This window comes from Streptomyces sp. NPDC048639 (assembly GCF_043199075.1).
In the GTDB taxonomy this organism is placed as follows: domain Bacteria; phylum Actinomycetota; class Actinomycetes; order Streptomycetales; family Streptomycetaceae; genus Streptomyces.
In genome coordinates this window covers 309,300-322,076 of sequence record NZ_JBICVP010000001.1, presented here as the reverse complement: position 1 = coordinate 322,076, position 12,777 = coordinate 309,300, and the positions used below count along the sequence as shown (strand labels likewise).

Here is a 12,777-nt window from a genome sequence, read left to right as displayed (position 1 = left end):
GCGACCACTCGGCTATGCCCCGTTCATGACTGGGGGTCTATCTCACGCAGCAGGCCTGTGTGGACGTCGAAGACGAAGCCCCGGACGTCGTCGGTGTGCAGCAGGAAGGGCGAGGTCCGCACCCGCTGCATCGACTGCCGCACGTCCTGGTCCACGTCCCGGAAGGATTCCACGGCCCATGCGGGTCGCTGTCCGACCTCCAGCTCCAGCTCGTGCCGGAAGTCCTCGGTAAGGCTCTCCAGACCGCAGCCGGTGTGGTGGATGAGTATGACGCTGCGGGTGCCCAGCGCCCGCTGGCTGATGGTGAGCGAGCGGATCGTGTCGTCGGTGACGACCCCGCCCGCGTTGCGGACGGTGTGGCAGTCGCCGAGCTGGAGGCCGAGCGCCGCGTGCAGGTCGATCCGGGCGTCCATGCACGCCACCACGGCCACCTTGAGGACCGGACGGGCGTCCATCCCCGGATCGGTGAACTCGGCGGCGTAACTCCTGTTGGCCTCGACGAGACGGTCGGTGACGGTGCCGCCTCTGCGGGCGGTGCTTTCGGAGCCGGCGGAGCGGTGTGCGGATGTCGACATGCGTAAACGGTATGTCGTCACCCCGCCCGCGGCTCCCTGTGAGGTCGGGCATAGAGGGTCAACGCATGTCCCTGTGAGGTAACCCACAGGGCCGGTCCAGTGTCCTCCGGATGAGTGAAGAACCGGTTCTGCGGCGCGCAGGGCGAGTTGGTTGACCGAGGGGACGAGTGGACTAAAGTGACGCGAAGTGGGAGGCGTAATGCTCCCCTCGGAACCGATTCCCCAGGCGTGCGCGGTGCGTACGTACGGCTCGGCCTCCTCCCGCTCCCGGTCGTCTGACGTCACTTCCCCGGCGCCAGCAGACCACTTCCCCTTCAGAGCGGGCGGGGACCAGGCGGTACGTGTGCTCCGCGCACGCCGGACCTGAGAGGGGCGCATGAGCGAGACCCGGCATGTCCCGGTAATGCTCCAGCGATGCCTGGACCTGTTGGCGCCGGCTCTCGCCACGACGCCCGGCGGGGCTCCCCCCGCCGGTGGGGGCACCGCCGGTGGGGCCGGGGGGAGCAAGGGGCCGGTCGTCGTCGACTGCACCCTCGGCCTCGGCGGTCACAGCGAAGCGCTGCTGACCGCCTTCCCGGCCGCCCGGCTCATCGGCCTGGACCGTGACCCGGAGGCGCTGAAGCTCGCCGCCGAACGGCTCGCCCCGTTCGGCGACCGCGCCACCCTCGTCCACGCCGTCTACGACGAGTTGCCCGATGTCCTCGAACGCCTCGGCGTGCCGGGCGTCCAGGGCGTCCTGTTCGACCTCGGCGTCTCCTCGATGCAGCTCGACGAGGCGGACCGCGGATTCGCATACGCCCAGGACGCCCCGCTCGACATGCGGATGGACCAGACGACCGGCATCAGCGCGGCGGAGGTCCTCAACACCTACCCGCCCGGCGAACTCGTCCGCGTCCTGCGGGTGTACGGCGAGGAGAAGTTCGCCAAGAAGATCGTGGAGGCGGTCGTCCGGGAGCGGCAGCGCGAGCCGTTCAGCAACAGCGCCCGGCTCGTCGAGCTGATCCGCGAGGCCCTTCCGCAGGCCGCCAAGCGCACCGGCGGCAACCCGGCCAAGCGCACGTTCCAGGCGCTGCGCATCGAGGTCAACGGCGAACTCGCCGTCCTGGAACGGGCGATCCCCGCCGCGGTAGCCTCGCTCGCCGTCGGTGGCCGGATCGCCGTGCTCGCGTACCACTCGCTCGAGGACCGCATGGTCAAGCAGGTCCTCGCGGAGGGCGCGGCGAACACCGCACCGCCCGGACTGCCCGTGGTGCCCGAGCAGTACCAGCCACGCCTGAAGCTGCTCACCCGCGGTGCCGAACTGCCGACGGAGGAGGAGATCGCCGAGAACCGGCGCGCCGCCCCCGCCCGCCTGCGCGGCGCCGAGCGCATCCGGGAGGACGTGGCGTGAAGCGTGCCGTCCGCGGCAGGGCCGCGCGCCTCGCGCGGCTGGTGCCGACGCGGTCGGGGCCGGCTCCCCGGATGCCGTTCGTGCTTCTCGTCGTGCTGCTCCTCGGCAGCGGGCTGATCACGCTGCTGCTGCTCAACTCCTCGCTGAACCAGGGCTCGTTCAGGCTCAGCAAGCTGAAGAAGGAGACCACCGAGCTGACGGACCGGCAGCAGGCGCTCCAGGAGGAGGTCGACGGCTACTCCGCGCCGGACGCCCTGGAGCAGCGGGCGCGCGAACTCGGGCTCGTGCCGGGCGGAAGCCCTGTGTTCCTGCTCCCCGACGGCACCGTCCGGGGTTCGCCGTCCGCCGCGCCCGGCCAGTACGTACCGAGGGCCACGCCGTGACCGGGGCCCTCGCCTCTTCCCGGGAGGCCACCGTATGACCCCGCCGCAGGAGCCCCCGCGCCGCCGTGCGCCCGGACCCCCGAGGCCGCGCGGAGGGGCGCGCGGCCCGGCCCGGCGCCCTGCGCGCGCGCCCCAGCTGATCCGGCTCGCCGCGCACCGCCCCCGCCTCCGGCTGGTCAGCCTCGGCCTGACCGTGGTGCTGCTGTCGTTCGTCGTGCGCCTGCTCCAGGTGCAGGCCGTGGACGCAGGGGCGTACGCGGCCAAGGGCGACGTCAACCGCTACGTCACCCACACCCTCGCCGCCGAGCGCGGCTCCATCACCGACCGCACCGGTGTCGCCCTCGCGACGACCGTGGACGCGTACGACATCACCGCGGACCCGCTCCTGTTCACGCCGGAGCAGAGCAAAGTCGCGGACGCGCCTCAGCAGGCCGCGGCCCTCCTCGCACCCGCCCTCGGCAAGGACGAGAAGGAACTCGCGGAGAAGCTCGCCAAGCCCCGGACGCGGTACACGGTGCTGGCCCGCCGCCAGTCGCCGCAGGTCTGGAAGCAGATCAGCGACCTCAAGCGCGCCTTCGAGGAAAAGAAGAGCAGCGGCAAGGGCCACAACGTCCTCGCCGGCGTCTTCCAGGAGCCGCACAGCAAGCGGGTCTACCCGAACAAGGATCTGGCCGCCGGTGTGCTCGGCTTCGTCAATTCCGAGGGCCGGGGCGGCGGAGGGCTCGAGGGCCTGTACGACCGCAAGCTCGCGGGGAAGAACGGCAAGATCACCTACGCCCAGTCCGGCGGCCGCCAGGTCCCCACCGTCGGCACCCAGGAGCAGCCCGCGGTCCCCGGCTCCGACGTCGAGCTGACCCTCGACCGGGACATCCAGTGGGCCGCGCAGAAGGCGATCAGCCAGCAGGTCCAGGAGTCCGCCGCCGATCGCGGTTACGTCATCGTCCAGGACACCCGCACCGGTGAGGTCCTGGCCATGGCCAATGCCCCCGGCTTCGATCCCAACGACCTCTCCGCCGCGGGCGGCCGGTCCCTGGGCAACGCCGCGCTCCAGGACGCGTACGAGCCCGGCAGCACCAGCAAGGTCATGTCCATGGCCGCCGTGCTGGAGGAGGAAGCGGCCGCCCCGGGAACCCACGTGGTCGTCCCCAACCGGCTGCACCGCGCCGACCGGCTCTTCGCCGACGACATCGACCACCCCACCTGGCAGCTCACGCTCAACGGTGTCCTGGCCAAGTCCAGCAACATCGGCACGATCCTCGCCGTCGAGCAGCTCGGCAAGACGCGCAAGGAGACCAACCGGGTGCTCGACTCGTACCTGCGGAAGTTCGGGATCGGGCGGGAGTCCGGGCTCGGCTTCCCCGGGGAGACGCCCGGCATCCTGGCCAGGCCGGGGGACTGGAGCGCTTCGCAGCAGTACACGATCCCGTTCGGCCAGGGCCTCTCCGTCAACGCCGTCCAGGCCGCCTCGGTGTACTCCACGATCGCCAACGGCGGCCGGCGGGTCGCGCCGACGCTCGTCCGCGGCACGCGGGGCCCCGACGGCCGCTTCACCCCGGCCACCGCACCCGACTCGACACGTGTGGTCAGCAAGGACACGGCGACCGCGGTCACGCACATGCTGGAGTCGGTCGTGGACGACGAGGAGGGGACGGGTGCCAAGGCCCGTATCCCCGGCTACCGCGTCGCGGGAAAGACCGGCACCTCCAACCGAGTGGACCCGGACACCGGTCGCTACCGTGGATACACCGCCTCCTTCGCGGGCTTCGCGCCCGCGGACAAGCCGCGGATCACGGTCTACTGCGCCGTGCAGAACCCGACCAACGGCAGCTACTACGGCGGCCAGGTCTGCGGCCCCGTATTCAAGCGCGTCATGGAGTTCGCGCTGAAGTCCCTGCAGGTCGCCCCGACCGGCGAGAAGCCCGCGCGGCTCCCGGTCACGTTCTAGCGAGGGGGAGCCGTGACGATCACGCCCGATTCCGGAAACCAGGACGCGTCCCGGACCTTGTTTCGCGACAGCACGGCCGCGCCGGGTACGCTCACCGCCGTGCCACATGCTGATCAGTCCCCCACTGTCCCGGAGAACGTCACCGCGACCTATCCGGGACCACCCCGTCCTGAGCAGGTCCGCCCGACACCGCTCGTGGCCCTGGCGGATCAGCTCGGCATCACGGCCCCTCCCTCACCCGCCGGCACCCCCGGCGCGGACACCGTGTGTCCCCGGCTCGTCGCCGAGCCGGGCGTGGACGCGAAGGTCACCGGCATCACCCACGACTCCAGGGCCGTACGCCCCGGCGACATCTACGCCGCGCTGCCCGGAGCCCGCTTCCACGGAGCCGACTTCGCCGCCCAGGCCGTCGACCTCGGTGCCGCCGCGATCCTGACCGACCCCGTGGGGGCCGACCGCGCCGCCGCCACCGGCCTTCCCGTCCTCGTCGTGGACCACGCGCGCGGCCGGATGGGCGCCCTGGCGGCCGCGATCTACGGCGAGCCGGGCCGCGATCTACTGCAGATCGGCATCACCGGCACCTCCGGCAAGACCACCACCGCGTACCTCATCGAAGGCGGTCTGCGGGCCGCCGAGAAGCAGCGCGAGGCCGCTGCCGGGGCGGCGGCCGGAGGACCTCGTACGCCCGCGCTCACCGGGCTCATCGGCACCGTCGAGTCGCGGATCGGCGACGAGCGGCTCAAGAGCGAGCGCACCACCCCGGAGGCCACGGACCTGCAGGCGCTCTTCGCGGTGATGCGCGAGCGCGGCGTCCACTCGGTCGCCATGGAGGTCTCCAGCCACGCGCTGGTGCTGGGCCGGGTCGACGGCACCGTCTTCGACGTCGCCGTCTTCAACAACCTCTCGCCCGAGCACCTGGACTTCCACCCGGACATGGAGGACTACTTCGCGGCCAAGGCCCAGCTGTTCACGCAGGCCCGCAGCCGCGTCGGCGTCGTCAACCTCGACGACGAGTACGGCAAGCGCCTCGCCGAGGAGTCCGCCGTCCCCGTCACCACCTTCTCCGCCGAGGGGCACCCCGACGCCGACTGGCGTGCCGACGACGTCGAGGTCGGCCCGCTCGGATCGACGTTCACCGCGCTCGGTCCGAACGGGGAGTCCGTACGGGCCGCCGCCCCGCTCCCCGGCCCGTTCAACGTCGCGAACGCACTGGCCGCCCTCACCGCCCTCGTCGTCGCCGGTGTCGAGCCGCAGACCGCCGCCGACGGCGTCGCGGCCGTTCCGGGCGTCCCGGGCCGGCTGGAGCGCGTGGACGCCGGCCAGCACTACCTCGCCGTCGTCGACTACGCCCACAAGCCCGACGCCGTCGAGTCCGTCCTGCGCGCCCTGCGCAAGGTCACCGACGGCAAGCTGCACGCCGTGCTCGGCTGCGGCGGCGACCGCGACCCGCACAAGCGCGGCCGGATGGGCGCCGCGCTCGCCCGGCTCGCCGACACCGCCGTCCTCACCTCCGACAACCCGCGCTCCGAGGACCCGCTCGCGATCCTCGCCGCCATGCTCTCCGGCGCCTCCGAGGTGCCGATCCACGAGCGGGGCACCGTCCTCATCGAGGAGGACCGGGCTGCCGCCATCGCGGCCGCGGTCGCACGCGCCGAGCCCGGCGACACCGTGCTCGTCGCCGGCAAGGGGCACGAGCAGGGGCAGGACATCGCCGGTGTGGTGCGCCCCTTCGACGACCGGAAGGTGCTGCGCGAGGCCATCGAGTCCGCCGAACACCCGAAACTCCAGGGATGACACAACGCCATGCGCGCACCGAACACCAGCCGGAAATCTCCCAGCCGTGACGGAGGTGACCGGTGATCGCCCTCTCCCTCGCCGAGATCGCCCAGGTGGTCTCCGGGCGGCCGAGCGACATACCTGACCCCGACCGGCAGGTGACAGGACCCGTCGTCATCGACTCCCGGGAGGTACGGCCCGGCAGCCTCTTCGCCGCCTTCCCCGGTGAGCGGGTCGACGGACACGACTACGCGCAGCGCGCCGTCGAAGCGGGAGCAGTCGCCGTACTGGCCACCCGCCCCGTCGGCGTGCCCGCGATCCTCGTGGACGACGTCGTCGCCGCCCTCGGCGCCCTCGCACGCCATGTCGTGCAGCGCCTGGGCGCCACGGTCGTGGCCCTCACCGGCTCGTCCGGGAAGACCAGCACCAAGGACCTGATCGCCCAGCTCCTGGAGCGGATCGGGCCCACCGTCTACACGCTCGGCAACTTCAACAACGAGATCGGTCTGCCGGTCACGGCCCTGCGCGCCGAGGACGGCACCCAGCACCTCGTCCTGGAGATGGGCGCCCGCGGCGTCGGCCACATCCGCTATCTCGCCGAGCTCACCCCGCCCCGGATCGGGCTCGTCCTCAACGTCGGCACCGCCCACATCGGCGAGTTCGGCGGTCGTGAGCAGATCGCCCAGGCCAAGGGGGAGTTGGTCGAGGGCCTGCCCCCGGAGGACCAGGGCGGCGTCGCCGTGCTCAACGCCGACGACCCTCTCGTACGCGCCATGGCCTCCCGCACCAAGGCCCGTACGGTGCTGTTCGGCGAGGCGGGGGAGGCCGACATCCGTGCCGAGGACGTCGGCCTCACGGCCACCGGGCAACCCACGTTCACGCTTCGCACACCGACCGGGTGCAGCACTGTGACCATGCGCCTGTACGGTGAGCACCACGTGTCGAACGCGCTCGCCGCGGCCGCCGTCGCCCACGAGTTGGGCATGCCCGCCCACGAGATCGCCCAGGCGCTCTCCGAGGCGGGACAGCTCTCCCGCTGGCGGATGGAGGTCACCGAGCGCTCGGACGGCGTGACGGTCGTCAATGACGCCTACAACGCGAACCCCGACTCCATGCGAGCCGCCCTGCGCGCGCTCGTCGCCATGGGAGCAGCCTCCCGGGAGAAAGGGGGCCGCACATGGGCGGTCCTCGGTCCTATGGCCGAGCTCGGCGACGAGTCGCTGGCCGAGCACGACGCTGTCGGACGGCTGGCCGTCCGGCTCAACGTCAGCAAGCTCGTGGCGGTGGGGGGCCAGGAGGCCGCCTGGCTCGACATGGGCGCCAAGAACGAGGGTTCGTGGGGTGAGGAGTCGGTGCACGTGTCCGACGCGGAGGCGGCGATCGACCTGTTGCGCACTGAGCTGCGCCCGGGGGATGCCGTGTTGGTGAAGGCATCCAGGTCGGCCGGCCTGGAACGGATCGCGCAGGCCCTCCTGGAGGGTGCCGGCGAGGGCGAGGTCGCCGGTCGATGAGGCAGATCCTCTTCTCCGGAGTCATCGGGCTCTTCCTCACCCTGGTCGGTACTCCGCTGCTGATCCGCCTGCTGGCCCGCAAGGGATACGGGCAGTTCATCCGCGACGACGGTCCGCGAGACCACCACAGCAAGCGCGGCACCCCGACCATGGGTGGTATCGCCTTCATCCTGGCCACGCTCATCGCGTACGTCCTGACGAAGGTGATCACCTCCAGCGAGCCGACCTTCTCCGGCGTGCTCGTGCTCTTCCTCATGACCGGCATGGGCCTGGTCGGCTTCCTGGACGACTACATCAAGATCGTCAAGCAGCGGAGCCTCGGCCTGCGCGCCAAGGCGAAGATGGCCGGCCAGCTCATCGTCGGTATCGCCTTCGCGATCCTCTCGCTCAACTTCGCCGACTCGCGCGGCCAGACGCCCGCCATCGACAAGCTGTCGTTCACCCAGGACTTCGGGTGGGCGCTGGGCCCGGTCATCTTCACCATCTGGGCGCTGTTCATGATCCTCGCGATGTCGAACGGCGTGAACCTCACCGACGGTCTCGACGGCCTGGCCACCGGCGCCTCCGTGATGGTCTTCGGCGCGTACACCTTCATCGGCGTGTGGAAGTACCAGGAGTCCTGCGCCAACGCCGCCACGCTCACCAACCCCGGCGCGTGCTTCGAGGTCCGCGATCCGCTCGACCTCGCCGTCGTCGCCTCCGCCCTCATGGGCGCGTGCTTCGGCTTCCTGTGGTGGAACACCTCACCCGCCAAGATCTTCATGGGCGACACCGGTTCGCTCGCCCTCGGCGGCGCGCTCGCGGGCCTGGCGATCTGCTCCCGTACGGAGTTGCTGCTCGCCCTGCTCGGCGGACTGTTCGTCCTCATCACCATGTCCGTGGTGATCCAGGTCGGGTCCTTCCGCCTCACCGGCAAGCGGGTCTTCCGGATGGCGCCGCTGCAGCACCACTTCGAGCTCAAGGGCTGGACCGAAGTGCTCGTGGTGGTCAGATTCTGGATCATTCAAGGTATGTGCGTGATCGTGGGTCTCGGGCTCTTCTACGCGGGCTGGGCGGCCGACAAGTGACCAGGCAGGACACGGGGGCACCTCCCGGCGGCAGCTGGGGGAGAGTCACCGTCGCGGGCCTCGGTGTGAGCGGCGTGAGCGCCGCCCGCGCCCTGGCCCGCCTCGGGGCCGTCGTCACGGTCGTGGACGGCGGCGACGGGGAGCGGCAGCGCGAGACCGCCAAGTCCCTTGAGGGCGAGGGGATCACCGTCCGGCTCGGCGACGGTGCCACGCTCCCCGAGGCCACGGAGCTGGTCGTCACCTCGCCCGGCTGGAAGCCGGACAGCCCGCTGTTCCTGGCCGCGGCCGAGGCCGGTGTCGACGTCGTCGGCGACGTGGAGATCGCCTGGCGGCTCCGTCGGCCCGGGGCCGCCCCCTGGCTCGCCGTCACCGGCACCAACGGCAAGACCACCACCGTCCAGATGCTCGCCTCGATCCTGACGGCCGCCGGGCTGCGTACGGCCGCCGTCGGGAACATCGGCACCCCGATCATCGACGTGGTACTCGCCCAGGGGCAGGAGGGGGCCGAGCCGTACGACGTCCTGGCCGTGGAGCTCTCCAGCTACCAGCTCCACTGGGCGCCCTCCGTACGCCCCCACTCCGCCGCCGTCCTCAACCTCGCGCCCGACCACCTCGACTGGCACGGCTCGATGCAGGCGTACGCCGCCGACAAGGGCAGGATCTTCGAGGGCAACCAGGTCGCCTGCGTCTACAACGCCGCCGACCCGGCCACCGAGGAACTGGTCCGCGCCGCCGACGTCGAGGAGGGCTGCCGCGCCATCGGCTTCACCCTCGGCACCCCGGCGCCCTCCCAACTCGGCGTCGTCGAGGGCATTCTCGTCGACCGCGCCTTCGTGGAGAACCGCCACAGCAGCGCCCAGGAACTGGCCGAGGTCTCCGACGTAAGGCCGCCCGCCCCGCACAACATCGCCAACGCGCTGGCCGCCGCCGCTCTCGCCCGCGCCTACGGCGTCGAGCCCGGGGCAGTACGCGACGGGCTGCGCGCCTTCAGCCCCGACGCGCACCGCATCGCCCATGTCGCCGATGTCGACGGCGTCGCGTACGTGAACGACTCCAAGGCCACCAACACCCATGCCACCGAGGCGTCTCTCGCCTCGTTCGAGCACATCGTGTGGATCGCCGGCGGCCTCGCCAAGGGAGCGACGTTCGACGAGCTCGTCGCCGGTGCCAGAGGCCGGCTGCGCGGTGCGGTTCTCATCGGCGCCGACCGGGCCCTGATCCGCGAAGCGCTCGCGCGACACGCCCCCGAGGTCCCGGTCGTGGACCTCGACCGGACCGACACTGGGGCGATGACCGCGGCGGTCCGGGAGGCGTCGCGGCTCGCCCGGCCGGGAGACACCGTCCTGCTGGCCCCGGCCTGTGCCTCCATGGACATGTTCGTCAACTACGGCATGCGCGGGGACGCCTTCGCCGAAGCCGTACGCGGACTGCGAACGGCCGGCGGCGAACAGGGGCAGTAGAGCCGGAGCGTCCCCGCCGTGCAAGTATCCGGCGCACCAGACATACGGAGGGGACATGACGGCCGAGCAGCCCGGTACCGCCGCGGACGGCCGGTCGCGACCGGTGGCGGTTCTGCGCGGCCGCATCGCCGCCGTCCGCCGTCTGAGCACGGCCGCGGCGGGAGCCGGCGGCCCGCTGGTGGCGCTGCGCGAGCGCACGGCCGCGCCCCGCCCCGTACGGCCGAGGCCGGCGCGACCGGGCGGAGCCGGTGCCCGTACCCCGGCGCGACCCCCGCGCGGCAGCGCGCTGCGCGGGCTGCAGCAGCTCCCCACCCGCCTCCGGCGTGCCTGGGACCGTCCGCTCACCGCGTACTACCTGATCCTCGGCGGGAGCCTCCTGCTCACCGTGCTCGGTCTGGTGATGGTGTATTCGGCGTCGATGATCCAGGCCCTGCAGTCCGGGCTCGCGCCCACCCACTACTTCCGCAAGCAGCTCGTCGCCGCGGTCCTCGGTGCCGGGCTGCTGCTGCTCGCCTCCCGGTTGCCGGTACGCGCCCACCGCCTGCTGGCGTATCCACTGCTGGCCGTCTCCGTCTTCCTGATGACCCTGGTGCAGGTGCCGGGGATAGGGCACACCGTCAACGGCAACACCAACTGGCTGCAGCTCGGCGGCCCGTTCCAGCTCCAGCCCAGCGAGTTCGGCAAACTCGCGCTCGTCCTGTGGGGCGCCGATCTGCTCGCCCGCAAGCAGGACCTGCGCCTGCTGACCCAGTGGAAGCATCTGCTCGTCCCGCTCGTCCCCGCGGCGTTCATGCTCCTCGGGCTGATCATGCTCGGCGGCGACATGGGCACCGCGATCATCCTCACCGCGATCCTCTTCGGCCTGCTGTGGCTGGCCGGGGCGCCCACGCGGCTCTTCGCGGGCGTGCTCGCGGGCGCCGGCGTTCTCGGGATCATCCTCATCACCACGAGCCAGAACCGGATGGCACGGCTCGCGTGCCTGGGGGCCACCGAGCCTGGCGAGGGCGACCGCTGCTGGCAGGCCGTGCACGGGATCTACGCCCTGGCCAACGGCGGATGGTTCGGCTCCGGGCTCGGTGCGAGTGTGGAGAAATGGGGTGAACTCCCGGAACCGCACACCGACTTCATCTTCGCCGTGACCGGGGAGGAACTCGGCCTGGCGGGGACGCTGTCGGTGCTCGCACTCTTCGCGGCTCTAGGCTATGCGGGTATCCGCGTGGCCGGACGCACGGAGGACCCCTTCGTGAGGTACGCCGCGGGAGGTGTGACCACCTGGATCACGGCTCAGGCCGTGATCAACATCGGTGCGGTGCTCGGTCTGCTGCCGATCGCCGGCGTCCCGCTCCCGCTGTTCTCCTACGGAGGGTCCGCTCTGCTGCCGACCATGTTCGCCGTCGGGCTGCTGATCGCGTTCGCGCGAGCCGAGCCCTCGGCCCGCGTGGCCCTGGCCACGCGGCAGCCGGCGTTCCGGAGGAAGCTGGCGGGTGTGAGACGGAAGACGATGCGACGGCGCGCCAGGAGGCGGCCGTCCGGAGAGCGGTGAATTTCGGTGCATGTCGTACTAGCCGGTGGGGGGACCGCCGGTCACATCGAGCCCGCGCTCGCCCTCGCGGACGCCCTGCGCAGGCAGGACCCGACCGTAGGGGTCACAGCCCTCGGCACTGAGCGCGGACTGGAGACCCGGCTCGTACCCGAGCGGGGGTACGAACTGGCGCTGATCCCGGCCGTACCGCTGCCCCGCAGGCCCACGCCGGAGCTGATCACCGTCCCCGGCCGGCTGCGCGGCACCATCAAGGCGGCCGAGAAGGTCCTGGAGCGGACCAAGGCCGACTGCGTGATCGGCTTCGGGGGCTATGTCGCCCTGCCCGGGTACCTGGCCGCCAAGCATCTGGGCGTACCGATCGTCGTCCACGAGGCCAACGCCCGCCCCGGCCTCGCCAACAAGATCGGCTCGCGGTACGCGCACCAGGTCGGCGTCGCCACCCCCGACAGCAAGCTGCGCAACGCCCGCTACATCGGCATCCCGTTGCGCCGCTCCATCGCCACCCTCGACCGGGCCGCGGTGCGCCCGGAGGCCCGTGCCGCCTTCGGTCTCGACCCCAACCTGCCGACGCTGCTGGTCTCCGGCGGCTCGCAGGGAGCCCGCCGCCTCAACGAGGTGGTGCAGGCGGTCGCCCCCGCGCTCCAGCGCTCCGGCGTCCAGATTCTCCACGCGGTCGGCCCGAAGAACGAAATGCCGCATGTGGACAACATGCCGGGAATGCCCCCTTATGTCCCGGTACCGTATGTGGACCGGATGGACCTCGCGTACGCCGCGGCCGACATGATGCTCTGCCGCGCGGGCGCGATGACCGTCGCCGAACTCTCCGCGGTCGGACTTCCTGCCGCCTACGTGCCGCTGCCCATCGGCAACGGCGAGCAGCGGCTCAACGCCCAGCCTCTGGTCAAGGCGGGCGGCGGCCTGCTGGTCGACGATGCCGAGCTGACGCCGGAGTGGGTGCAGAACCAGGTGCGCCCGGTGCTGTGCGACCCGCACCGGCTGTACGAGATGTCCCGCGCCGCCGCGGAGTTCGGCCGCCGGGATGCCGACGACCTGCTCGTCGGCATGGTGTACGAGGCCGTGGCCGCGCGTCACAGGGCGTGAGGCCGTAACGGCCCGGGGTTTCCCCG

At 71.8% G+C, this 12,777-nt stretch carries 10 protein-coding genes; 9 read left to right on the top strand and 1 reads right to left on the bottom strand.

Features of this window, described 5'->3' with window-relative positions; all coding sequences use genetic code 11:
* Positions 1–23: 23 nt before the first annotated feature.
* Complete coding sequence (locus ACGFNH_RS01385; RefSeq protein ID WP_393650912.1) at positions 24–575, bottom strand: beta-class carbonic anhydrase; 552 nt, start codon at positions 573–575, stop codon at positions 24–26.
* A gap of 376 nt (positions 576–951) precedes the next feature.
* On the opposite strand from ACGFNH_RS01385, the gene rsmH reads away from it, so the two are divergent.
* The 9 genes from rsmH to murG all read left to right on the top strand — a co-directional run bounded on the left by rsmH (position 952) and on the right by murG (position 12,751).
* The gene (gene rsmH, locus ACGFNH_RS01380) at positions 952–1,965 is read left to right on the top strand and encodes a 16S rRNA (cytosine(1402)-N(4))-methyltransferase RsmH (protein WP_393650911.1); all 1,014 of its coding nucleotides are present in this window, start codon (positions 952–954) and stop codon (positions 1,963–1,965) included.
* Positions 1,962–2,348 carry a septum formation initiator family protein gene (locus ACGFNH_RS01375; protein WP_393650910.1) on the top strand — a complete coding sequence of 129 codons (387 nt, stop codon included), beginning with the start codon at positions 1,962–1,964 and terminating at the stop codon, positions 2,346–2,348. The genes rsmH and ACGFNH_RS01375 overlap by 4 nt, the downstream gene beginning before the upstream one ends.
* Before the next feature lie 34 nt (positions 2,349–2,382).
* Positions 2,383–4,293 carry a peptidoglycan D,D-transpeptidase FtsI family protein gene (locus ACGFNH_RS01370; RefSeq protein WP_393650909.1) on the top strand — a complete coding sequence of 637 codons (1,911 nt, stop codon included), beginning with the start codon at positions 2,383–2,385 and terminating at the stop codon, positions 4,291–4,293.
* 12 nt (positions 4,294–4,305) lie between these two features.
* The gene (locus tag ACGFNH_RS01365; protein ID WP_393650908.1) at positions 4,306–6,087 is read left to right on the top strand and encodes a UDP-N-acetylmuramoyl-L-alanyl-D-glutamate--2,6-diaminopimelate ligase; all 1,782 of its coding nucleotides are present in this window, start codon (positions 4,306–4,308) and stop codon (positions 6,085–6,087) included.
* Positions 6,088–6,149: 62 nt separating this feature from the next.
* On the top strand, positions 6,150–7,580 hold the full coding sequence (gene murF, locus ACGFNH_RS01360; protein WP_393650907.1) for a UDP-N-acetylmuramoyl-tripeptide--D-alanyl-D-alanine ligase: 1,431 nt from the start codon (positions 6,150–6,152) through the stop codon (positions 7,578–7,580).
* Positions 7,577–8,647 carry a phospho-N-acetylmuramoyl-pentapeptide-transferase gene (mraY, locus tag ACGFNH_RS01355; RefSeq protein ID WP_393650906.1) on the top strand — a complete coding sequence of 357 codons (1,071 nt, stop codon included), beginning with the start codon at positions 7,577–7,579 and terminating at the stop codon, positions 8,645–8,647. Before murF ends, mraY begins: the two co-directional genes overlap by 4 nt.
* Positions 8,644–10,107, top strand: a complete 1,464-nt coding sequence (gene murD / locus ACGFNH_RS01350; RefSeq protein WP_393650905.1) for a UDP-N-acetylmuramoyl-L-alanine--D-glutamate ligase — start codon at positions 8,644–8,646, stop codon at positions 10,105–10,107. Before mraY ends, murD begins: the two co-directional genes overlap by 4 nt.
* 55 nt (positions 10,108–10,162) lie before the next feature.
* Positions 10,163–11,650 carry a putative lipid II flippase FtsW gene (ftsW, locus tag ACGFNH_RS01345; protein ID WP_393650904.1) on the top strand — a complete coding sequence of 496 codons (1,488 nt, stop codon included), beginning with the start codon at positions 10,163–10,165 and terminating at the stop codon, positions 11,648–11,650.
* A gap of 6 nt (positions 11,651–11,656) precedes the next feature.
* Positions 11,657–12,751 (top strand): undecaprenyldiphospho-muramoylpentapeptide beta-N-acetylglucosaminyltransferase, encoded by a 1,095-nt coding sequence (gene murG / locus ACGFNH_RS01340; RefSeq protein WP_393650903.1) that lies wholly within the window; start codon positions 11,657–11,659, stop codon positions 12,749–12,751.
* Positions 12,752–12,777: the final 26 nt, after the last annotated feature.